Origin of the sequence: uncultured Cetobacterium sp. (genome assembly GCF_945952365.1) — a bacterium.
GTDB lineage: Bacteria > Fusobacteriota > Fusobacteriia > Fusobacteriales > Fusobacteriaceae > Cetobacterium_A.
Map to the genome: position 1 here is coordinate 1 of NZ_CAMFHX010000009.1, position 19,802 is coordinate 19,802.

At 33.5% G+C, this 19,802-nt stretch carries 35 protein-coding genes; all 35 read left to right on the forward strand.

Features of this window, described 5'->3' with window-relative positions; translation table 11 throughout:
* Nucleotides 1-263 precede the first annotated feature (263 nt).
* The 35 genes from rpsJ (at nt 264) to Q0O83_RS04525 (ending at nt 19,795) form a co-directional block, all read left to right on the forward strand.
* Nucleotides 264-575 carry a 30S ribosomal protein S10 gene (gene rpsJ / locus Q0O83_RS04355; protein ID WP_023050803.1) on the forward strand — a complete coding sequence of 104 codons (312 nt, stop codon included), beginning with the start codon at nt 264-266 and terminating at the stop codon, nt 573-575.
* A 178-nt stretch (nt 576-753) separates the two neighbouring features.
* Nucleotides 754-1,380 (forward strand): 50S ribosomal protein L3, encoded by a 627-nt coding sequence (rplC, locus tag Q0O83_RS04360; protein WP_294094492.1) that lies wholly within the window; start codon nt 754-756, stop codon nt 1,378-1,380.
* A gap of 30 nt (nt 1,381-1,410) precedes the next feature.
* On the forward strand, nt 1,411-2,043 hold the full coding sequence (rplD, locus tag Q0O83_RS04365; protein WP_294094494.1) for a 50S ribosomal protein L4: 633 nt from the start codon (nt 1,411-1,413) through the stop codon (nt 2,041-2,043).
* The gene (gene rplW / locus Q0O83_RS04370) at nt 2,043-2,330 is read left to right on the forward strand and encodes a 50S ribosomal protein L23 (RefSeq protein ID WP_023050806.1); all 288 of its coding nucleotides are present in this window, start codon (nt 2,043-2,045) and stop codon (nt 2,328-2,330) included. Before rplD ends, rplW begins: the two co-directional genes overlap by 1 nt.
* A 92-nt stretch (nt 2,331-2,422) precedes the next feature.
* A complete protein-coding gene (gene rplB / locus Q0O83_RS04375; RefSeq protein WP_047384395.1) occupies nt 2,423-3,253 on the forward strand; it encodes a 50S ribosomal protein L2 in 831 nt (276 codons plus the stop codon).
* Nucleotides 3,254-3,277: 24 nt separating this feature from the next.
* A complete protein-coding gene (rpsS, locus tag Q0O83_RS04380; RefSeq protein ID WP_047384397.1) occupies nt 3,278-3,559 on the forward strand; it encodes a 30S ribosomal protein S19 in 282 nt (93 codons plus the stop codon).
* 47 nt (nt 3,560-3,606) lie between these two features.
* On the forward strand, nt 3,607-3,939 hold the full coding sequence (gene rplV / locus Q0O83_RS04385) for a 50S ribosomal protein L22 (RefSeq protein WP_023050809.1): 333 nt from the start codon (nt 3,607-3,609) through the stop codon (nt 3,937-3,939).
* Between the two features lie 15 nt (nt 3,940-3,954).
* Nucleotides 3,955-4,611, forward strand: a complete 657-nt coding sequence (gene rpsC, locus Q0O83_RS04390; RefSeq protein WP_294094495.1) for a 30S ribosomal protein S3 — start codon at nt 3,955-3,957, stop codon at nt 4,609-4,611.
* Between the two features lie 2 nt (nt 4,612-4,613).
* On the forward strand, nt 4,614-5,036 hold the full coding sequence (gene rplP / locus Q0O83_RS04395) for a 50S ribosomal protein L16 (protein ID WP_294094497.1): 423 nt from the start codon (nt 4,614-4,616) through the stop codon (nt 5,034-5,036).
* A complete protein-coding gene (gene rpmC, locus Q0O83_RS04400; protein ID WP_023050812.1) occupies nt 5,036-5,218 on the forward strand; it encodes a 50S ribosomal protein L29 in 183 nt (60 codons plus the stop codon). Before rplP ends, rpmC begins: the two co-directional genes overlap by 1 nt.
* A 50-nt stretch (nt 5,219-5,268) precedes the next feature.
* Nucleotides 5,269-5,520, forward strand: coding sequence for a 30S ribosomal protein S17 (rpsQ, locus tag Q0O83_RS04405; protein WP_294094498.1), 252 nt, complete (start codon nt 5,269-5,271; stop codon nt 5,518-5,520).
* 34 nt (nt 5,521-5,554) lie between these two features.
* Complete coding sequence (rplN, locus tag Q0O83_RS04410) at nt 5,555-5,923, forward strand: 50S ribosomal protein L14 (protein WP_294094500.1); 369 nt, start codon at nt 5,555-5,557, stop codon at nt 5,921-5,923.
* A gap of 22 nt (nt 5,924-5,945) precedes the next feature.
* Nucleotides 5,946-6,287 (forward strand): 50S ribosomal protein L24, encoded by a 342-nt coding sequence (gene rplX, locus Q0O83_RS04415; RefSeq protein WP_185875512.1) that lies wholly within the window; start codon nt 5,946-5,948, stop codon nt 6,285-6,287.
* Between the two features lie 18 nt (nt 6,288-6,305).
* Nucleotides 6,306-6,857: a 50S ribosomal protein L5 gene (gene rplE, locus Q0O83_RS04420; protein ID WP_294094503.1), complete on the forward strand. Its 552-nt coding sequence runs from the start codon at nt 6,306-6,308 to the stop codon at nt 6,855-6,857.
* 22 nt (nt 6,858-6,879) lie between these two features.
* Nucleotides 6,880-7,167 carry a 30S ribosomal protein S14 gene (rpsN, locus tag Q0O83_RS04425; protein ID WP_294094505.1) on the forward strand — a complete coding sequence of 96 codons (288 nt, stop codon included), beginning with the start codon at nt 6,880-6,882 and terminating at the stop codon, nt 7,165-7,167.
* Between the two features lie 23 nt (nt 7,168-7,190).
* Complete coding sequence (gene rpsH, locus Q0O83_RS04430; protein WP_294094507.1) at nt 7,191-7,586, forward strand: 30S ribosomal protein S8; 396 nt, start codon at nt 7,191-7,193, stop codon at nt 7,584-7,586.
* Nucleotides 7,587-7,604: 18 nt separating this feature from the next.
* Nucleotides 7,605-8,141 (forward strand): 50S ribosomal protein L6, encoded by a 537-nt coding sequence (gene rplF, locus Q0O83_RS04435; RefSeq protein ID WP_294094508.1) that lies wholly within the window; start codon nt 7,605-7,607, stop codon nt 8,139-8,141.
* A gap of 47 nt (nt 8,142-8,188) precedes the next feature.
* A complete protein-coding gene (gene rplR / locus Q0O83_RS04440; protein ID WP_047384416.1) occupies nt 8,189-8,557 on the forward strand; it encodes a 50S ribosomal protein L18 in 369 nt (122 codons plus the stop codon).
* Between the two features lie 24 nt (nt 8,558-8,581).
* A complete protein-coding gene (gene rpsE / locus Q0O83_RS04445) occupies nt 8,582-9,082 on the forward strand; it encodes a 30S ribosomal protein S5 (protein WP_294094510.1) in 501 nt (166 codons plus the stop codon).
* Nucleotides 9,083-9,095: 13 nt separating this feature from the next.
* The gene (rpmD, locus tag Q0O83_RS04450; protein ID WP_047384421.1) at nt 9,096-9,278 is read left to right on the forward strand and encodes a 50S ribosomal protein L30; all 183 of its coding nucleotides are present in this window, start codon (nt 9,096-9,098) and stop codon (nt 9,276-9,278) included.
* Nucleotides 9,279-9,281: 3 nt separating this feature from the next.
* Nucleotides 9,282-9,761, forward strand: a complete 480-nt coding sequence (rplO, locus tag Q0O83_RS04455; RefSeq protein ID WP_047384423.1) for a 50S ribosomal protein L15 — start codon at nt 9,282-9,284, stop codon at nt 9,759-9,761.
* A gap of 36 nt (nt 9,762-9,797) precedes the next feature.
* Nucleotides 9,798-11,078 carry a preprotein translocase subunit SecY gene (gene secY, locus Q0O83_RS04460; protein ID WP_294094511.1) on the forward strand — a complete coding sequence of 427 codons (1,281 nt, stop codon included), beginning with the start codon at nt 9,798-9,800 and terminating at the stop codon, nt 11,076-11,078.
* 57 nt (nt 11,079-11,135) lie between these two features.
* A complete protein-coding gene (locus Q0O83_RS04465; protein WP_294094512.1) occupies nt 11,136-11,777 on the forward strand; it encodes an adenylate kinase in 642 nt (213 codons plus the stop codon).
* 26 nt (nt 11,778-11,803) lie between these two features.
* On the forward strand, nt 11,804-12,571 hold the full coding sequence (gene map, locus Q0O83_RS04470; RefSeq protein ID WP_294094515.1) for a type I methionyl aminopeptidase: 768 nt from the start codon (nt 11,804-11,806) through the stop codon (nt 12,569-12,571).
* A gap of 90 nt (nt 12,572-12,661) precedes the next feature.
* Entirely contained in the window at nt 12,662-12,880 is a 219-nt protein-coding gene (gene infA / locus Q0O83_RS04475) for a translation initiation factor IF-1 (protein ID WP_040407300.1), read from the forward strand.
* A 28-nt stretch (nt 12,881-12,908) separates the two neighbouring features.
* Complete coding sequence (rpmJ, locus tag Q0O83_RS04480; protein ID WP_185875523.1) at nt 12,909-13,022, forward strand: 50S ribosomal protein L36; 114 nt, start codon at nt 12,909-12,911, stop codon at nt 13,020-13,022.
* A 155-nt stretch (nt 13,023-13,177) separates the two neighbouring features.
* Entirely contained in the window at nt 13,178-13,534 is a 357-nt protein-coding gene (gene rpsM, locus Q0O83_RS04485) for a 30S ribosomal protein S13 (RefSeq protein ID WP_023050828.1), read from the forward strand.
* Nucleotides 13,535-13,595: 61 nt separating this feature from the next.
* Entirely contained in the window at nt 13,596-13,985 is a 390-nt protein-coding gene (gene rpsK / locus Q0O83_RS04490; RefSeq protein WP_294094518.1) for a 30S ribosomal protein S11, read from the forward strand.
* A 60-nt stretch (nt 13,986-14,045) separates the two neighbouring features.
* Nucleotides 14,046-14,633 (forward strand): 30S ribosomal protein S4, encoded by a 588-nt coding sequence (gene rpsD / locus Q0O83_RS04495; RefSeq protein WP_294094521.1) that lies wholly within the window; start codon nt 14,046-14,048, stop codon nt 14,631-14,633.
* A gap of 26 nt (nt 14,634-14,659) precedes the next feature.
* Nucleotides 14,660-15,637 (forward strand): DNA-directed RNA polymerase subunit alpha, encoded by a 978-nt coding sequence (locus tag Q0O83_RS04500; RefSeq protein ID WP_294094523.1) that lies wholly within the window; start codon nt 14,660-14,662, stop codon nt 15,635-15,637.
* 24 nt (nt 15,638-15,661) lie between these two features.
* Nucleotides 15,662-16,012, forward strand: coding sequence for a 50S ribosomal protein L17 (gene rplQ, locus Q0O83_RS04505; RefSeq protein WP_023050832.1), 351 nt, complete (start codon nt 15,662-15,664; stop codon nt 16,010-16,012).
* A 235-nt stretch (nt 16,013-16,247) separates the two neighbouring features.
* The gene (locus Q0O83_RS04510) at nt 16,248-16,448 is read left to right on the forward strand and encodes a cold shock domain-containing protein (protein ID WP_294094525.1); all 201 of its coding nucleotides are present in this window, start codon (nt 16,248-16,250) and stop codon (nt 16,446-16,448) included.
* Nucleotides 16,449-16,553: 105 nt separating this feature from the next.
* A complete protein-coding gene (gene coaE, locus Q0O83_RS04515) occupies nt 16,554-17,150 on the forward strand; it encodes a dephospho-CoA kinase (protein WP_294094526.1) in 597 nt (198 codons plus the stop codon).
* Nucleotides 17,147-19,297: a U32 family peptidase gene (locus Q0O83_RS04520; protein ID WP_294094527.1), complete on the forward strand. Its 2,151-nt coding sequence runs from the start codon at nt 17,147-17,149 to the stop codon at nt 19,295-19,297. The genes coaE and Q0O83_RS04520 overlap by 4 nt, the downstream gene beginning before the upstream one ends.
* A complete protein-coding gene (locus tag Q0O83_RS04525) occupies nt 19,298-19,795 on the forward strand; it encodes a phosphatidylglycerophosphatase A (protein WP_294094529.1) in 498 nt (165 codons plus the stop codon).
* Nucleotides 19,796-19,802 lie beyond the last annotated feature (7 nt).

A 19,802-nucleotide genomic window follows, 5' to 3' on the forward strand; every position in this document is an offset into this window, starting at 1 on the left:
GGAAGAACGGTAGCTTCTGGAGTTGTTGCAGAAATTACTAAGTAATCTTACTTAATCAAGAATTTAAAAACTAAGTGAAATTTAGTTCATATAAAAGGGGACTTAGTCCCCTTTTATAATCCTAAAAAAGCTAAGTAAAAAAACTTTTAAATAAAAGCAAAAAACATTTGCTTTTTGTAAAAAATGTGATATAATTACCAGAGTGTACAAAAGAATTATTTAATTCTTTTAATCGAAACTTTTAAGGAGGTGCGAAAAGTAAAATGGCTTCTAACAAGTTAAGAATTTACTTAAAAGCTTATGATCACACTTTATTAGATCAATCAGCTAAAAAGATAGTAGAAGTAGCAAAGAAATCTGGTGCAGAAATTGCAGGACCTATGCCACTACCTACAAAAATAAAGAAATATACAGTACTTAGATCAGTACACGTAAACAAAGACTCGAGAGAGCAATTCGAGATGAGAGTGCACAGAAGAATGGTAGAGATTAAAAACTCTAACCCTAAGACAATTGCTTCTTTAACAGCAGTTAACTTACCAGCTGGTGTTGGAATCGAAATAAAGCAAGCGTAATAGTTTGTTGAAAAAGATTCTGATGAAAAAAAGCAAACAGCTGATTTTCGGGTAATTTGATACTAAGAATTAAATTATCCTTACAGAATAATACAAGTTGGCGTTTTTTTTAAAGAAAAGTGGTGGAACCACGAGGGCAAGTTGTCAACCAATATATTATTTGATGGAGGTAAAAGACATGTCAGGAATTTTAGCAAAAAAAATTGGAATGACTCAAATTTTCGAAGATGGAAAATTTATTCCAGTTACTGTTGTTGAAGCTGGACCGAACTTTGTTCTTCAAAAGAAGACTACAGAGAACGATGGATACACAGCTTTACAATTAGGATTTGACGAAAAAAGAGAAAAAAATACTACAAAGCCATTAATGGGAATTTTTAACAAAGCTGGTGTAAAGCCGTTAAGATTTGTTAAAGAGTTAAAAGTTGATTCAGTAGAAGGAATCGAACTTGGACAAGAGATCAAAGTGGATACTTTAGCAGAGGTTGCTTTCGTAGACATTACTGGTACTTCAAAAGGTAAAGGAACATCAGGAGTTATGAAGAGACATAACTTCAGTGGAAACAGAGCTTCACACGGTGTGTCTAGAAACCATAGACTTGGAGGATCAATAGGAATGTCGTCTTGGCCTGGAAAAGTTCTTAAGAACAAAAAAATGGCTGGACAATACGGAAATGCAACTGTAACAGTTCAAAACTTAAAAATTGTTAAAGTTGACGCAGAAAACAACTTACTACTAATTAAAGGTGCAGTACCTGGTCCAAAGAACGGATATATCGTTGTTAAACCAGCTGTAAAGAAATAATTAGTTAGTAGATGAGGAAGGAGGAAAATAATGGCAGTTTTAAACATATATGACTTAGCAGGTAACCAAACTGGTACTGTAGAAGTTAAAGATTCTGTATTTGGAATCGAGCCTAATCAAGCAGTATTACATGAAGTATTAACTGCGGAGTTAGCAGCTGCTAGACAAGGAACTGCAGCTACTAAAACTAGAGCTATGGTTAAAGGTGGAGGAAGAAAGCCTTTCAAACAAAAAGGAACTGGAAGAGCTAGACAAGGTTCTATCAGAGCTCCACACATGGTAGGTGGAGGAGTTACTTTCGGACCACAACCAAGATCATACGAGAAAAAAGTAAACAAAAAAGTAAGAAACCTTGCTTTAAGATCAGCACTTTCTGCGAAAGTTGCTGCTGGAGAAATCTTAGTTCTTGATGGAACTATAGAAACTCCAAAAACAAAAACGATAATCGCTTTAACTAACGCTTTAACAGCTAACACAAAGCAATTATTCGTTGTAAATGACCTTGCTACAGAAGCTGATTACAACTTATACTTATCAGCTAGAAACTTAGAGAACGCAGTAGTTCTTCAACCGAATGAGATTGGAGTTTACTGGTTATTAAAGCAAGAGAAAGTTATCGTAACTAAGGAAGCGTTAACGACAATCGAGGAGGTGCTTGCATAATGACTGCTTACGATATCGTAAAGAAGCCTGTAATCACTGAAAAAACTGAGATTTTAAGAAGAGATTACAACAAGTACACATTTGAGGTAAGTCCAAAAGCAAATAAAGTTGAGATCAGAAAAGCTATCGAAACTATATTTAACGTAAAAGTTGAATCTGTAGCTACAATCAACGTAAAGCCAGTTACTAAAAGACATGGAATGAAACTTTACAAGACTCAAGCTAAGAAAAAAGCTATTGTTAAATTAGCTGCTGGAAACACAATAACTTACTTCGCAGAAGTATAATTGAAAGATAATTAGAAGTTTAGTTCTTTATAAATAAATAAGGATAAAGCTAAAGATAATTATAGGTCAGGAAATTTTGGAGGTTAACAAAGATGGCAATTAGAAAGTTAAATGCTATAACTAATGGTACTAGACATATGTCTAGATTAGTTAACGAAGATTTAGATAAAGTTAGACCTGAAAAGTCTTTAACTACTCCATTAAAATCTGCTTATGGTAGAGATAACTATGGACACAGAACTTGTAGAAATAGAGACAAGGGACACAAAAGACTTTACAGAATCATCGACTTTAAGAGAAATAAATTAGATGTACCTGCAAAGGTAGTATCACTTGAGTACGATCCAAATAGAACAGCAAACATTGCTCTATTATCGTACGCAGACGGAGAAAAGAGATATATTCTTGCTCCAAAGGGACTTAAGAAAGGTGATATCGTAATGGCTGGTTCAAATGCTGAAATAAAGCCAGGAAATGCTCTTAAATTAAAAGAGATGCCTGTTGGATCACAGATACACAACGTTGAGTTACAAAGAGGAAAGGGTGGACAATTAGTTAGATCTGCAGGAACTGCAGCAAGACTAGTTGCAAAAGAAGGAACTTACTGTCACGTTCAGTTACCATCAGGTGAATTAAGATTAGTTCACGGAGAATGTATGGCAACTATCGGTGAAGTAGGAAACTCAGAGCACAGCCTAGTTTCACTAGGTAAAGCTGGAAGAAACAGACACAAAGGAAGAAGACCTCATGTTAGAGGATCTGTAATGAACCCTTGTGATCACCCACATGGTGGAGGAGAAGGTAAAGCTCCAGTAGGAAGAAAATCTCCTATGACTCCTTGGGGTAAACCAGCTCATGGTGTTAAGACAAGAGGAAGAAAAACTTCTGACAAGTTTATCGTAAGAAGAAGAAACGAAAAGTAATTTTCGAGAGGAGGCTAATAGGTAATGGCTAGATCATTAAAAAAAGGACCTTTTTGTGACCACCACTTAATGAAGAAAGTTGACGAAGCAGTTGCTACTGAAAATATAAAAGCGGTAATAAAAACTTGGTCAAGAAGATCAACTATATTCCCTAACTTTATAGGATTAACTTTCGGTGTTTACAATGGAAAGAAACATATACCAGTTCATGTAACAGAGCAAATGGTTGGACATAAACTAGGTGAGTTCGCACCAACTAGAACATACTATGGTCACGGTGTAGACAAAAAGAAAAAGAAAAAATAATTGATTTATTATAATAAATCAAATAGTAGAAAAAGGAGGTTGGACTAGTGGAAGCTAGAGCAATAACTAGATTCGTAAGATTATCTCCAAGAAAAGCTAGACTTGTAGCAGACTTAGTGAGAGGAAAATCAGCATTAGAAGCTTTAGATACGTTAGAATTTACTAACAAAAAAGCGGCTAGATTTATAAAGAAAACACTAGCATCAGCAATTGCTAATGCAACTAACAACTTCAATATGGACGAAGAAAAGTTAGTAGTATCAACTATAATGATAAATGACGGACCAGCTCTAAAAAGAATCATGCCTAGAGCAATGGGAAGAGCAGATATAATAAGAAAACCAACAGCACACATTGTTGTGGCAGTGTCTGAAAAGTAGTAAGGAGGTAAGACTGTGGGACAAAAAGTAGACCCTAGAGGACTGAGACTTGGAATAACAAGAACTTGGGATTCTATCTGGTATGCAGATAAAAAAGAATACGCAAAGTTCTTCCATGAAGATACAAAGATCAGAGATATGATCAAGAAGAACTACTTCCACGCGGGAATTTCGAAGGTAAAAATCGAGAGAACTTCTCCATCACACGTTGTAGTTTTAATACACACAGCTAAAGCTGGTATAATCATCGGAAGAAAAGGTTCTGAAATAGAATCTTTAAGAGCTAAACTTGAAACATTAACTGGAAGAAAAGTTACAGTTAAAGTTCAAGAAGTTAAAGAATTTAACAAAGATGCAACTTTAGTTGCTGAAAATATTGCTACATCTATCGAGAAAAGGGTAGCATATAAGAGAGCAATAAGCCAAGCTGTTATGAGAGCAATGAAGTCTGGAGCAAAAGGAATCAAAGTTATGGTTTCTGGAAGATTAAATGGTGCTGAGATCGCAAGATCTGAGTGGGTAGTAGAAGGAAAAGTACCTCTACATACATTAAGAGCCGATATCGACTACGCAACAGCTACAGCTCATACAACTTATGGAGCTCTTGGAATCAAGGTTTGGATCTTCCACGGTGAAGTACTTCCAACTAAGAAGGAAGGAGGGGAAGCGTAATCATGTTAATGCCTAAAAGAACAAAACATAAAAAAATGTTTAGAGGAAGAATGAAGGGTACAGCTCAAAGAGGTAACACTGTTGCTTTCGGAGATTACGGATTACAAGCCCTTGAACCAGCATGGATAACAAACAGACAGATTGAATCTTGTAGAGTTGGAATCAACAGAACATTCAAAAGAGAAGGTAAAACTTTCATTAGAATATTCCCAGATAAGCCAATCACTGCTAGACCAGCTGGAGTGAGAATGGGTAAAGGTAAAGGAAACGTAGAAGGTTGGGTAGCAGTAGTTAAACCTGGAAGAATAATGTTCGAGGTATCTGGTGTTACTGAAGAGAAAGCTATAGCAGCTTTAAGAAAAGCTTCTATGAAACTTCCTATTAGATGTAAGATTGTAAAAAGAGAGAATGGTGGTGAGAACTAATGAGAGCTAAGGAAATAAGAGAAATATCTACTGAAGACTTAGTAGTAAAGTGTAAAGAGCTTAAGGAAGAATTATTCAACCTAAAGTTCCAACTATCATTAGGACAAGTAACTAACACTGCTAAGATAAGAGAAGTAAGAAGAGAGATCGCAAGAATAAACACTATATTAAACGAAAGATAATTAAATCTTTTGTTTACAATATAGATTCTTAAGAAGAGGAGGTCAAAATCTTGAGAAACGAGAGAAAAGTAAGAGAAGGAATCGTTGTTTCAGATAAGATGGACAAGACGATAGTTGTTGCTATCGAAACAATGACATTACACCCAATCTACAAAAAGAGAGTTAAGAAGACTATGAAGTTCAAATCACACGATGAGAACAACGTAGCTCAAACTGGAGATAAAGTAAGAATCATGGAAACTAGACCATTATCAAGAGATAAGAGATGGAGACTAGTTGATATTATAGAGAAAGCTAAATAATAATCCAAATTATTGTTGAGAGGAGGATAATTTAATGGTACAACAACAAACTATCCTTAATGTTGCTGATAACTCGGGAGCTAAAAAACTTATGGTTATAAGAGTTCTTGGAGGATCTAGAAGAAGATTCGGTAGAATCGGTGACATTGTTGTGGCATCAGTTAAGGAAGCAATACCTGGTGGAAACGTTAAAAAAGGAGACGTAGTAAAAGCAGTTATTGTTAGAACTAGAAAAGAATTAAGAAGAGAAGATGGATCATACATCAAGTTTGATGATAATGCAGCTGTTGTTTTAAACAACAACAACGATCCAAAAGCAACGAGAATATTCGGACCAGTTGCAAGAGAATTAAGAGCTAAAGACTTCATGAAGATAGTATCACTAGCTCCAGAAGTAATATAATTGAGAGAGGAGGCTAATTGTCGTGGCTAAACCTAAGATTAAATTTGTACCAGAGTCATTACATGTAAAAACTGGAGATACAGTTTTCGTAATATCTGGAAAAGATAAAGGTAAAACAGGTAAGGTAGTAAAAGTGTTCCCTAAAAAAGGAAAAATCGTTGTTGAGAACATCAACATGGTTACAAAGCACATGAAACCTTCACAAATAAACCCACAAGGTGGAGTTGTAACTAAACCAGCTCCAATGTTCTCTTCAAAAGTAATGTTATTTGATGAGAAAGCTGGTAAACCAACTAGAGTTGGATACAAGTTTGTGGACGGTAAAAAAGTAAGATACTCTAAAGTATCTGGAGAAACTTTATAAGAGAGGAGGAGAACGTAAGTGTCTAAATACGTTTCTAGATATCACAAGTTATATAACGAGACAATAGTTGCTAACTTAATGAAAGAGTTAGGATTATCAAACGTTATGGAATGTCCAAAGTTAGACAGAATTGTTGTTAACATGGGAGTAGGAGAGGCAACTCAAAACACTAAGTTAATCGATTCTGCAATGGCTGATTTAGCAATAATCACAGGACAAAAACCAGTTGTAAGAAAAGCAAAAAAATCAGAAGCTGGATTTAAGTTAAGAGAAGGAATGCCAATCGGTGCAAAAGTTACTTTAAGAAAAGAGAGAATGTACGATTTTCTAGATAGATTAGTAAATGTAGTTCTTCCAAGAGTAAGAGACTTCGAAGGAGTTCCAGCGGATTCATTCGACGGAAGAGGAAACTACTCTTTAGGATTAAGAGATCAATTAGTTTTCCCTGAGATCGAGTTTGATAAAGTTGACAAGCTTTTAGGAATGTCTATCACTATAGTATCTTCAGCTAAAACAGATGAAGAAGGAAGAGCTTTACTTAAGGCATTCGGAATGCCTTTCAAAAAGTAAATAGTGAGGAGGTTAAGAATAAATGGCTAAAAAGTCAATGATCGCTAGAGAAACAAAAAGAACAACTTTATGCGATAAATATGCTGAAAAAAGAGCTGAACTGAAGAAGAGAATCAACGAGGGAGATATGGAAGCTATGTTTGAGCTAAACAAATTACCTAAGAACTCTTCAGAAGTTAGAAAGAAAAATAGATGTCAATTAGATGGAAGACCAAGAGGATTCATGAGAGAATTCGGGATTTCGAGAGTTAAGTTCAGACAATTAGCAGGTGCTGGACTTATTCCAGGTGTAAAGAAATCATCTTGGTAATTGATGAAAGGAGGATTTAATAGATGTTTTTAACAGATCCAATTGCAGATATGTTAACAAGAGTTAGAAATGCAAATGCTGTAATGCACGAGAAAACAGATGTTCCTCACTCTAACATGAAAGAGAAAATCGCTGAGATTTTAAAGGAAGAGGGATACATTTCTAACTATAAGATTGTAACAGATGGAAATAAAAAGAATATAAGAGTATACTTAAAGTATGACGGAAAAGAAAGAGTAATCAAAGGAATCAAGAGAATTTCTAAGCCAGGAAGAAGAGTTTATTCTTCTGTAGAAGATATGCCTAGAGTATTATCAGGTTTAGGAATCGCTATAGTTTCAACTTCTAAAGGAATCGTAACTGATAGAGTAGCTAGAAGAGAAAATATGGGCGGAGAAGTTCTTGCATTCGTTTGGTAAAAACTAGGAGGTAGCCATATGTCAAGAGTAGGTAAAAAGATCATAGTGGTACCTGCTGGGGTAGAAGTTACAGTAGCTGCAGGAAATGTAGTTACTGTAAAAGGACCTAAAGGTACTTTAACTAAGAATTTTAACGAAGAGTTAACAATAAATGTAGAAAACAACGAAATTACAGTTGCTAGACCAAATGACTTACCAGCTGTAAGAGCTATACACGGAACTACAAGAGCTCTATTAAACAACATGGTTGTTGGAGTTGCTGAAGGGTTCAAGAAAACTCTTACATTAGTAGGAGTTGGATACAGAGCTACTGAGAAAAATGCTGGATTAGAGATGGCTTTAGGTTATTCTCACCCAGTTGTAATCGATGCTGTTGAAGGAATCAAAATGACAGTTGAGAAAAATACAACTATCCACATTGAAGGTATAGAGAAAGATGTAGTAGGACAAGTTGCTGCTGACATCAGATCTAAGAGAGCTCCAGAGCCTTACAAAGGTAAAGGGGTTAAGTATTCTGACGAAGTAATCAGAAGAAAAGAAGGTAAGAAATCATAATACTAACTAAAATTAGTTAGTATGCTGAGAATAAGGAGGTTAAAACGTTGTTTAAGAAAGTTAATAGAGACGCTATTAGAAGAAGAAAGCACTTATCTATCAGAAACAAAATTTCTGGTACAGCAGAGAGACCAAGACTTTCTATATATAGATCAAACAACAACATCTTTGCTCAATTAGTTGATGACGTAAATGGAGTAACTTTAGTTTCTGCATCTACAATAGCTAAAGAGATCAAAGGAGATGTAAAACACGGTGGAAACATCGAGTCTGCTAAGCTTGTTGGAAAGCTAATAGCTGAAAGAGCTGTAGCAAAAAATATATCTGTTATCGTATTTGACAGATCTGGTTATAAATACACAGGAAGAGTAGCTGCCCTTGCAGAGGCTGCAAGAGAAGCAGGACTTAAATTCTAATTCTTGTAGAGAGGAGGACTTCACTTGTCTAAGTTAGTTAAAGAAGAAAAACAATTTCAAGAGAAATTATTAAAGATTTCTAGAGTTTCTAAGACAACTAAAGGAGGAAGAACAATATCTTTCTCAGTTTTAGCTGCTGTAGGAGACGCTGAAGGAAGCGTAGGAATGGGATTAGGAAAAGCGAATGGTGTACCTGATGCAATCAGAAAAGCAATCGCTGCTGCTAAGAAAAACATGGTAAAGGTTTCGTTAAAAGGAACTACTATTCCTCATGAAATCGTTGGTAAGTGGGGAGCAACATCAATTTGGATGGCACCAGCTTACGAAGGTACTGGAGTTATCGCAGGATCATCTTGTAGAGAGGTTCTTGAGTTAGCAGGAGTACACAACATCCTTACAAAAATCAAAGGATCAAGAAATAAGCACAACGTTGCAAGAGCTACAATCGAAGGTTTAGCAGCATTAAGAACTGCTGAAGAGGTTGCAGCTTTAAGAGGAAAAGAAGTAAAGGAAATCTTAAGCTAGGAGGTAAAAAAAGATGGCAAAGCTTAGAATAGAGCTTGTAAAAAGCATAATCGGAAGAAAGCCTAACCATATAGCTACTGCAAAGTCGCTAGGGCTTAAGAAGATGAATGATGTTAGAGAGCATAACGTGACTCCAGAATTAATGGGGAAAATCGCTCTAATTTCTTACCTAATAAAAGTAGAGGAGGTGCAATAATCAATGAAATTAAATGAATTAAAGCCTTCTGTACCAAGAAAAGCTAGAAAAAGAATCGGAAGAGGAGAGTCTTCAGGTTTAGGAAAAACTGCTGGAAAAGGAAGCAATGGTCAAAACTCTAGAGCTGGAGGAGGGGTAAAACCTTACTTCGAGGGTGGACAAATGCCTTTATATAGAAGAACTCCAAAGAGAGGATTCTCTAACGCTATATTCAGAAAAGATTATGCAGTAATAAACTTATGTGATTTAAATAGATTCGAAGAGGGAACTGAAGTAACTCCTGAGCTATTAGTAGCAGCTGGAATTATCAAGAAAACTCTTGCAGGAATCAAAGTTTTAGGAAACGGAGAGCTAGAAAAGAAAGTTTCTGTAAAAGCTCATAAAGTTTCTGCTTCTGCAAAAGCAGCTATCGAAGCAAAAGGTGGATCTGTAGAAATTATAGAAGTAAAAACTTTTGCTGATGTAGCAAAAAATAACAAGTAATATACAACTAGTTATTTCAATGTGAGGTGAAGAATTTTGGGTTTAATTGAAAAGTTTGAAACGAAGATTAGAGGTATATTTAAAATTCCGGAACTGAGAGAGAGAATCATCTTCACCTTATTAATGTTCCTAGTAGCTAGGGTAGGGACATATATCCCTGCTCCTGGTGTGGACATTGATCGTTTAGCTCAAATGACTGCACAGAGTGATTTACTAGGATACATTAATATGTTCTCGGGTGGGGCATTCCAAAGAGTATCTATATTTGCATTGGGAATTGTACCTTATATCAATTCATCAATTGTATTTAGTTTACTTGCTGTAATAATTCCTAAGATTGAAGAAATTCAAAAAGAGGGAGAGTCAGGAAGAAATAAGATTACTCAATGGACAAGATATCTAACAATTGTAATAGCTATAGTCCAAGGAATTGGAGTATGCACTTGGTTACAATCTGTAGGATTAGTAACAACACCAGGGTTTACATTTTTCTTATCAACAATAACAACTTTAACGGCAGGAACAATATTTTTAATGTGGGTAGGGGAACAGATATCTATCAAAGGGATAGGTAACGGAGTTTCGCTACTAATATTTTTAAATGTTATTTCTGGAGCACCGGGAGCTGTTATCCAAACTATACAAGATATGAGAGGGAGTAAGTTTCTTATTCCTGTTTTGTTATTAGTGGGAGTTGCTGCAGTTTTAACGATTGCAGGAATTGTTGTGTTCCAATTAGGACAAAGAAAAATACCAGTTCACTATGTAGGAAGAGGATTTGCTGGAAATAATGGAATGGGTCAAAATTCATATATCCCATTGAAATTAAATAGCTCAGGTGTTATGCCTGTAATATTTGCTTCAGTGGTTATGATGATACCTTCTTTAGTAGTAAACGTTCTTCCAGGAGAGTTTTCTGGAAAAGTAGTACTTGCTAGAATATTTAGTGACCAGCATCCTGTATACTTAATACTATTTGCTGCTGTAATTATATTCTTCTCGTTCTTCTACACTTCTATAGTTTTCGATCCTGAAAAGGTTGCAGAAAATCTAAAGCAAGGTGGAGGTACGATTCCAAGTATTAGACCTGGAGCAGATACAGCTGATTATCTTGAAGGAGTTGTAACTAGAATAACTTGGGGTGGAGCTATTTTCTTAGCTTTAATCGCAATTGCACCAATGGTTCTATTTAAAGCCTTTGGACTACCAGTATTCTTTGGTGGAACAGGAATTATAATAGTAGTAGGGGTTGCACTAGATACAGTACAACAGATAGATGCTCATCTTATCATGAAAGAGTATAAAGGATTTTTATAAAATCTAGGCACGGCATAAGTCGTGCCCTTTTTATTTAAAATAAAGGAGATGAAACTAATGAACATAATGTTATTTGGAGCACCTGGTGCAGGAAAAGGAACTCAAGCAAAATTCATAATAGATAAATATGGAATTCCTCAAATTTCAACTGGAGATATGCTAAGAGCAGCTATATCAGAAGGAACTGAAATGGGTATGGAAGCCAAAAAATTTATGGATGAAGGTAAATTAGTTCCAGATTCAACAATCATAGGAATAATAAAAGATAGATTATCTCAAGAAGATTGTAAAAAAGGATTTATCTTAGATGGATTCCCAAGAACTTTAGCTCAAGCAGAAGCTTTAGAAATACTTTTAAAAGATCTTAACATGAACTTAGATAAAGTTATTTCTTTAAATGTTCCAGATGAGTTAATTGTTGGAAGAGTTGTTGGAAGAAAAGTTTGTCCAAGCTGTGGAGCATCATTCCACGTTGTAAATAATCCTCCAAAAGTAGAGGATAAATGCGATTATTGTGGAGCAGATTTAATAGTTAGAAAAGATGATAATAAAGAAACTGTAGAGAATAGATTATCAGCTTATCATGAGCAAACAGCACCATTATTTAACTTCTATACTGAAAGAGGAGTAATGGTTGAGTTAGATGGTACTAAAGAGATCAATGAAATTGCAAAGGAAATCTTTAACATTTTAGGATAATTTTTAGATATCTAGAAAGGAAAAATATGGTTATATTAAAAACTAGAGAAGAGATTGAAAAAATCAAAAAACCATGTCAATTAATTGCAAGATTATATGCAGAGTATTTACCTCAGTTTATAAAACCAGGTATTTCAACATATGAATTAAACAAAATTATTGAAAACTACTTAATTGAAAATGGAGCAGAGTTAGCAACTGTAGGAGTTGGAGGACCAATAAATCCATTCCCAGCAGGTTCGTGTATCTCTGTGAATGAAGAAGTGGTTCATGGTGTTCCAAAAGAAAAAAGAATTCTTCAAGAGGGAGATATTGTAAGTGTTGATGTAGTAGCTAGAATGGATGGTTTCTACGGAGATTCTGCAATAACATTCCCAGTAGGAAAGATTGATGAAGAATCACAAAAATTAATCGATGTTACTAAAGAAGCAAGAAGAATAGGAATAGAGCAAGTTTTTGCAGGAAATAGACTTGGAGATGTAGGAAATGCAATCCAAAAATATGTTGAAGCAAATGGCTTCACTGTAGTTAAAGACTTTGCTGGGCATGGAGTAGGAAAAGCTATGCATGAAGATCCTTGTATACCTAACTACGGAAGAAAAGGTAGAGGTTTAAAAATCGAGGAAGGAATGGTTTTAGCAATAGAGCCAATGGTAAATATTGGTACTTACAAAGTGAATATAATCGATGATGGGTGGACAGTAGTGACAAGAGATGGAAAGCGTTCGGCGCACTTCGAACACACTGTTGCCGTAATAGATGGAAAGCCAGTTATTTTAACGGAATTAGCGTAGTAAATACAACAAAAAATAGTTAAAAATTAGCTAGACTTTTTGTAAAATAAATGTTAAAATAATATGAATTTCTGTTCGATAGGAGGTAGTATGTCGAAAAAGGATGTTATCGAATTAGAAGGAACTATATTAGAGGCCCTTCCAAATGCGATGTTTAAAGTGGAATTAGAGAATGGACACACAATTTTAGGGCACATTTCTGGAAAAATGAGAATGAATTACATTAAAATTTTACCAGGAGACAAAGTAACGGTACAAATTTCTCCTTATGATTTATCTAGGGGAAGAATAGTATACAGAAAAAAGTAAAGTTATGATCACGAGAGGAGGTAATTAAGTGAAAGTAAGAGTATCAATTAAGCCTATTTGTGACAAATGTAAAGTTATCAAGAGACACGGGAAAATCAGAGTTATCTGTGACAACCCTAAGCACAAACAAGTACAAGGATAACTTGAAAAGTTTTGCAAACTAGTACTGACATGGGAAGTACTGTAAAGGTATGTTAGGCTGTAGAGCTAGTAACTCGAAAGAGGCATACCGAAGAAAGTCTTAGTTGGTTTTTATACCGACGGATATATAAAATTTTCGGAAGAGGAGGAAAAATTTTGGCTAGAATCGCAGGAGTAGATATTCCTAGAAACAAAAGAATAGAGATTGCTTTAACTTATGTTTATGGAATTGGAAAACCAACTTCACAAAAAGTATTAACAGAAGCAGGAGTAAACTTTGACACTAGAGTAAAGGATTTAACTGAAGAAGAGTTAAACAAAATCAGAGCCATTGTTGAAACTATCAAGGTAGAGGGAGATCTTAGAAAAGAGATCAGACTTGCAATAAAGAGACTTATGGACATTAGATGTTACAGAGGTTCAAGACACAAGATGAACTTACCAGTAAGAGGACAAAAGTCAAAAACAAATGCAAGAACTAGAAAAGGTCCTAAAAAACCTATAAAGAGATAGTTTTAAGCTAATTATAGTATAGTTAAAAACGGAATTTTATCGTAAGGAGGTAGCTTAAAAAATGGCTAAGAAAAAAGTAGCTAAAATCAAAAAGAAATTGAAAAATATTCCTAACGGAGTAGCTCATATACACTCAACTTTCAACAACACAATAGTAGCAATTACTGATGTTGATGGTAAAGTAGTAAGTTGGAAATCAGGAGGAACTTCTGGTTTCAAAGGAACTAAAAAAGGAACTCCATTTGCGGCTCAAATCGCAGCAGAGCAAGCAGCTCACATCGCAATGGAAAATGGAATGAAAAAGGTTGAAGTAAAAGTGAAAGGACCTGGATCAGGTAGAGAGGCATGTATCAGATCTCTACAAGCTGCAGGATTAGAAGTTACAAAGATAACTGATGTAACTCCAGTTCCACACAACGGATGTAGACCACCAAAAAGAAGAAGAGTGTAATAACACCTTCAGCTCATTATCGTAGTAATTTATTAAAGTGTAAGGAGGAACAATAAAGAGATGGCAAGAAATAGACAACCTGTTTTAAAGAAATGTAGAGCTCTTGGAATTGATCCAGTTATCTTAGGAGTAAATAAATCTTCTAATAGAGGACCAAGACCAAATGCAAACAAAAAGCCTACAGAGTATGCAATTCAGTTAAACGAAAAGCAAAAAGCTAAATTTATATACAATGTAATGGAGAAGCAATTCAGAAAATTATATGAAGAGGCTTCAAGAAAGGATGGAGTTACTGGTTTAACTTTAATCCAATACTTAGAGAGAAGATTAGAGAACGTAGTTTACAGACTAGGATTCGCTAAAACTAGAAGACAATCTAGACAAATAGTGTCTCACGGACACGTTGCTGTTAACGGAAGAAGAGTTAACATTGCATCTTACAGAGTAAAAGCAGGGGACGTAGTATCAGTAATTGAGAACTCAAAGAACATTGAGTTAATCAAAACTGCAATAGAAGAGAAAGCAGTTCCAGCATGGTTAGAGTTAGATAAAGCTAACTTCGCAGGAAAAGTTCTTCAGAACCCAACTAAAGACGACTTAGATTTCGATCTAAACGAAGCTTTAATAGTTGAGTTCTATTCAAGATAATAAATCCTTTGACAGGAGTTGATTAAATGTTAAAAATAGAAAAACATGCTAAGGGTATTAACATTACCGAATTAAAAACAAGTGACTTTTCAGGTCAATATGTTATAGAACCTTTATATAGAGGATATGGACATACAATTGGTAATGCTTTGAGAAGAGTTTTACTATCATCTATACCTGGTGCTGCCATCAAAGGAGTTAGAATTGATGGAGTACTAAGCGAATTTTCAGTTATGGAAGGTGTAAAAGAGGCCGTTACTGAAATAATGCTAAATGTAAAAGAGGTAGTAATAAAGGCAGAAACTGCTGGAGAAAGAAAAATGACTCTTTCTGCAAAGGGACCTAAGACTGTTACAGCTGCTGATATAATACCAGATATTGGACTAGAAATTGTAAATCCTGATCAAATTATTTGTACGTTAACTACAGATAGAGAGATAGATATGGAATTTATAGTTGATACTGGTGAAGGATTTGTTGTTGCTGAAGAGATAGAGAAAAAAGATTGGGCTGTAGATTTTATAGCAGTTGATGCTATCTACACACCTATTAAAAAAGTATCTTACTCAGTTCAGGATACAATGGTTGGAAGAATGACTGATTTCGACAAGTTAACTTTAGATATTGAAACTGATGGAAGTGTAGAGATAAGAGATGCAATCTCTTATGCTATAGAGCTTTTAAAGTATCATTTAGATCCTTTCCTAGATTTAGGAAACAGAATGGATCACTTAAGAGTAGATCTTGAGGAAGAGGAGGAAACTCCAACATCAACAAACAAAACAGATGATATAATGAACACTAGAATAGAAGAGCTTGACTTGACTGTTAGATCATTTAACTGTTTAAAGAAGGCTGGAATAGAAGAAGTAGGACAATTGGCAAAAATGTCAATGAACGAACTTCTAAAAATAAAAAATCTAGGAAGAAAATCACTAGATGAGATCCTTGAAAAGATGAAAGAACTTGGGTTCGATCTGAATGGAAATGGATCTGTAGAATAATTAGATAAGGAGGCTAACTGACTAATGAACCACAATAAATCATATAGAAAGTTAGGGAGAAGAGCTGATCATAGAAAAGCTATGTTAATGAACTTAACAATATCTCTAATTTTATCAGATAGAATAGAAACTACTGTTACTAGAGCAAAAGAACTTAGAAAGTTTGCTGAGAGAATGGTAACTCTTGGTAAAAAAGGAACTCTTGCACACAGAAGACAAGCTTTCGCTTTCTTAAGAAGCGAAGAGGCTGTAGCTAAGTTATTTAACGATTTAGCTCCAAAGTATGCTGAGAGAAACGGTGGATACACAAGAATCATCAGAACTTCTGTAAGAAAGGGAGATTCTGCTGAGATGGCTATAATCGAATTAGTATAATTCTAATTCGTTTGGAAAGAGAACTACATTGTAGTTCTCTTTTTTTTTAATTTAAAATGCTATAAAATTAAACAAAACAAAAAAAATGTCCTAAATTTCAAACAAAGGTTAAAAAATCATTTTTTCTTCAAAAAACAAACAAAATGTATTGCAAATAAGACTTTATTAATGTATAATATATCCATAAAGTGCCTAGGGGGACTTACTATACTTTTATTATCATTCGGAGGTTAAAATGTTAAAAGGAACAGTAAAATGGTTCAACAAAGAAAAAGGATTTGGTTTTGTAACATGTGAAGAGGGAAAAGATTATTTCGTACACTTTACTGGAATTATTGGGGAAGGGTTTAGAACTTTAGAAGAAGGACAAAATGTTTCATTTGTTGTAGAAGATGGAAATAAAGGACCAATTGCTAAAGAAGTAACTGCAGCTTAATTAAATATAAAACCAAGAGTGAAATTTAAATTTCACTCTTTTTTTTTACAAAAAAAGTCAGAAAATATGTTAAAATATAATATATTCGATTTTAAGGAGATAATAATGATATTGGGATTAACTGGTGGTATAGGTAGTGGAAAATCGACAGTTAGCAAGATATTTTTATCTATGGGATTAAAAGTTTTTGATGCAGATTTAATAGCTAAAAATATCTTAGAAAGTGATACAACAAAAGAGGAAATTAAAGAAAGATTAGGAAAAGAGTTTGTAAATTTAAAAGATAACTCTGTTGAAAAAAATTTATTAAAAACAGAAGTTTTTAATAAGCCAGAAAAATTAAAAATTTTAAATTCGATAGTTCATCCAAAGGTTTTAAAAATTTATAAGGATTTGTCATCGAAATATTTTCAAAGCCATGAGATAGTAATTTTTGATGTTCCTTTATTATTTGAAGTTAACTTAGAAATGTATTGTAATAAGGTTATAGTAGTAGATATAGGCTCAGAATTACAGATAGAAAGAATAAAGAAAAGAGATGGAATAAATGAGGAACTTATAAATAAAATTGTTTCGAATCAGATATCTAGAGATGAAAGAAATTTAAAAGCTGATATTATTATAGAAAATAATGGAACATTAGAGGAATTAGAAATTAAAGTAAAAAAAATTATATATGATATAGAAAGAGGAAAAATATGAAAATAGTTGCCCCAGCGGGTAGTATAGAAAGATTTCACGCCGCAATAAAAGCAGGTGCTGATGAGATTTATATGGGTTTAAAAGGATTTGGAGCGAGAAGAAATGCTGTAAATTTAACATTAGAAGAGTATAAAGAGGCTTTAGATTACGCTCATGAAAGAGGAGTTAAAGTATTTTTAACTTTAAATACAATTATGATGGATGTAGAGATTGAAGCTATTTCAATCAACTTAAGAGAGTTGTATAAGCATGGATTAGACGCTGTAATTGTTCAAGATTTTGGATTGGCAAAATTTATAAAAGAAAATTATCCAGGGCTTGAACTACATGGAAGTACTCAAATGACTGTTGCAAATCATATAGAGGCAAATTACTTAAAATCTATTGGATTTGAGAGAGTTGTTTTACCAAGAGAGTTATCATTTGAAGAGATAAAAGAGATTAGAGAAAAAAGTGAAATTGAATTAGAGATATTTGTTTCAGGAGCACTCTGCATATCATATTCTGGAAATTGTTATATGAGTAGTTTTATTGGCGGACGTAGTGGAAATAGAGGAATGTGTGCTCAACCATGTAGAAAAAAATATAGTTCTGAAGGTGAAGATGAGGGATATGCTTTAAGTCCTAAAGATCAACTTTATGGATTTGATGAGATTCAAAAGTTAAAAGAGATTGGAATAGATAGTATTAAATTAGAAGGAAGAATGAAAGAGCCTAACTATGTTTTCCAAACAGTAAGTTATTATAAAGATTTAATAGATGGAAAGAATGTTGAGGAGAAGAGTTCTCAAATATTTAATAGAGGATATAGTACTGGATACTTCTATAAAAATAGACCTGAAATAATGAATAAAGAGTTCGCAAGTCATTTAGGTAAAAATTTGGGAGAACTTAAAGAAAATAGATTGAAATTAAATGAAAAAATAATTTTAGGTGATGGAGTTACATTTTTATCTAAAGATTATGAAAAAATTGGCGGAACTTATATAAATAAAATTGATACAAGGTTTGAAAGAGGAAAAAGAGAAGCTAATCCTGGAGAAACTATAGTATTAAGAGATTTACCAACTGGAACAAAGTATGTTTATAGAAATTACTCTAAAGAGATAAGTGATTTAATAGAGCAAAAATTAAAAACTACAGATAAGAAACATTTAATAGAATTTAATTTTACTGCTAAAGTTGGAGAAAATGCATCTATAAAAGTTTCAACACTTAATAATAGATTAGAATTAGTAACAGCAGAGATATTATCTGAAAATATTGTTGAATTAGCAAAAAATAAAGGTACTTCAAAAGAGGTTATAGAGGAAAAAATTCTTGAAATAGGTGATACAACATTTAAAGGAGTTGTAAGAAATATAGATATTGATGAAAATATATTTTTACCAATATCTGTATTAAAACAGATGAAAAGAGATGTTGTAAAAGAGCTTTTAGAAAAGTTAATTGTGAGTTATAGAAGAGAGGTTTTTGAAGATATAAAAAAGCTTCCTAGAGTGGAAACTATAGAGAAAGAAATTATAGTATCAGCTATAGTTTCAAATAAAGAACAAAGAGATATTTTAGAATCTTTAGGAATAAAAAAGATTTATAATAAAGGTTATGATGTAGCAAGAGAGGGTATTTTAGATAAAATTGATTTAAATAATAATATGGCTACAAATTTATACCAAGCGTTAGAAAATAAAAATGATAAAATAACTTTAGGTTGGAATTTGAATATTTCTAATCGTTATGCATTTGATCAATTTTCAACATTAAAAAATGTAGATACAATAATATTGTCTCCAGAAATAAGCTATAGAAGATTAGAAGAGATGGGAGAAACAAAAATTAAGAAAGCTATTTTAGCTTATGGAAGACCAAGAGCTATGTATACTGAGTTATCTTTAGGTGGAAAAGAGCAAAAAGTTATTGAAAATGAGCAAGGCGATAAGTTTACAATTATTCAAAATGATTTAGGGAATAGTGAAATCTACTTAGAGCATCCATTAAATATATTAGAAGATAAAGAATATCTAGAAGAGATAGGAGTTTCAGAATTAGTTTTAGAATTTACAACAGAAACAGAGGATGAAATAAAAAATATTTTAGAAGGTAAGGGAGAGTATAGACCTTATAACTATGAAAAAGGAGTGTTTTAAGTGAATATAAGGCTAGTTAGAAATTTAGCAACAGTATTTGGATTAGGAGATATGCCAGTAGCTCCAGGAACATTTGGAACATTGGGTGGAATACCTTTATATATTGGATTGGTTTTATTAAAAAGAATATTTCCAAATAATATGATATATAACTCTTTTTATTTTATGTTTTTAATGACCTTTTTCGCTATATCAGTTTACGTTTGTGATATTGCTGAAAGAGAGATATTCAAAGAGAAAGATCCACAAAAAGTTGTGATAGATGAGGTTCTAGGATTTTTAACTACTTTATTCTTAATAAATCCAGTTGGAATTTTTGAAACAACAGCAGCTATAATTTTAGGATTTATTATATTTAGATTCTTTGATATAACAAAGATAGGTCCAATTTATAAATCACAATTTTTTGGTAATGGAGTTGGGGTTGTTTTAGATGATTTCTTAGCTGGAGTAATTGGAAACTTTTTAATGGTTTGTATTTGGACTATATTTTTCTAAGAGGTAG

What these genes read in the sequence shown, in the direction of transcription:
- rplP (WP_294094497.1), top strand. Translation starts at nt 4,614, where the DNA reads ATGTTAATGCCTAAAAGAACAAAACATAAAAAAATGTTTAGAGGAAGA.
- coaE (WP_294094526.1), top strand. Translation starts at nt 16,554, where the DNA reads ATGATATTGGGATTAACTGGTGGTATAGGTAGTGGAAAATCGACAGTT.
- map (WP_294094515.1), top strand. Translation starts at nt 11,804, where the DNA reads ATGGTTATATTAAAAACTAGAGAAGAGATTGAAAAAATCAAAAAACCA.
- rpsH (WP_294094507.1), top strand. Translation starts at nt 7,191, where the DNA reads ATGTTTTTAACAGATCCAATTGCAGATATGTTAACAAGAGTTAGAAAT.
- rpsS (WP_047384397.1), top strand. Translation starts at nt 3,278, where the DNA reads ATGGCTAGATCATTAAAAAAAGGACCTTTTTGTGACCACCACTTAATG.
- rplC (WP_294094492.1), top strand. Translation starts at nt 754, where the DNA reads ATGTCAGGAATTTTAGCAAAAAAAATTGGAATGACTCAAATTTTCGAA.
- rpmC (WP_023050812.1), top strand. Translation starts at nt 5,036, where the DNA reads ATGAGAGCTAAGGAAATAAGAGAAATATCTACTGAAGACTTAGTAGTA.
- Q0O83_RS04465 (WP_294094512.1), top strand. Translation starts at nt 11,136, where the DNA reads ATGAACATAATGTTATTTGGAGCACCTGGTGCAGGAAAAGGAACTCAA.
- rplW (WP_023050806.1), top strand. Translation starts at nt 2,043, where the DNA reads ATGACTGCTTACGATATCGTAAAGAAGCCTGTAATCACTGAAAAAACT.
- rplD (WP_294094494.1), top strand. Translation starts at nt 1,411, where the DNA reads ATGGCAGTTTTAAACATATATGACTTAGCAGGTAACCAAACTGGTACT.
- Q0O83_RS04510 (WP_294094525.1), top strand. Translation starts at nt 16,248, where the DNA reads ATGTTAAAAGGAACAGTAAAATGGTTCAACAAAGAAAAAGGATTTGGT.
- rplF (WP_294094508.1), top strand. Translation starts at nt 7,605, where the DNA reads ATGTCAAGAGTAGGTAAAAAGATCATAGTGGTACCTGCTGGGGTAGAA.
- Q0O83_RS04500 (WP_294094523.1), top strand. Translation starts at nt 14,660, where the DNA reads ATGTTAAAAATAGAAAAACATGCTAAGGGTATTAACATTACCGAATTA.
- infA (WP_040407300.1), top strand. Translation starts at nt 12,662, where the DNA reads ATGTCGAAAAAGGATGTTATCGAATTAGAAGGAACTATATTAGAGGCC.
- rpsD (WP_294094521.1), top strand. Translation starts at nt 14,046, where the DNA reads ATGGCAAGAAATAGACAACCTGTTTTAAAGAAATGTAGAGCTCTTGGA.
- rpsK (WP_294094518.1), top strand. Translation starts at nt 13,596, where the DNA reads ATGGCTAAGAAAAAAGTAGCTAAAATCAAAAAGAAATTGAAAAATATT.
- Q0O83_RS04520 (WP_294094527.1), top strand. Translation starts at nt 17,147, where the DNA reads ATGAAAATAGTTGCCCCAGCGGGTAGTATAGAAAGATTTCACGCCGCA.
- rpmD (WP_047384421.1), top strand. Translation starts at nt 9,096, where the DNA reads ATGGCAAAGCTTAGAATAGAGCTTGTAAAAAGCATAATCGGAAGAAAG.
- rpsN (WP_294094505.1), top strand. Translation starts at nt 6,880, where the DNA reads ATGGCTAAAAAGTCAATGATCGCTAGAGAAACAAAAAGAACAACTTTA.
- rpsJ (WP_023050803.1), top strand. Translation starts at nt 264, where the DNA reads ATGGCTTCTAACAAGTTAAGAATTTACTTAAAAGCTTATGATCACACT.
- rplB (WP_047384395.1), top strand. Translation starts at nt 2,423, where the DNA reads ATGGCAATTAGAAAGTTAAATGCTATAACTAATGGTACTAGACATATG.
- rplN (WP_294094500.1), top strand. Translation starts at nt 5,555, where the DNA reads ATGGTACAACAACAAACTATCCTTAATGTTGCTGATAACTCGGGAGCT.
- rplO (WP_047384423.1), top strand. Translation starts at nt 9,282, where the DNA reads ATGAAATTAAATGAATTAAAGCCTTCTGTACCAAGAAAAGCTAGAAAA.
- rplQ (WP_023050832.1), top strand. Translation starts at nt 15,662, where the DNA reads ATGAACCACAATAAATCATATAGAAAGTTAGGGAGAAGAGCTGATCAT.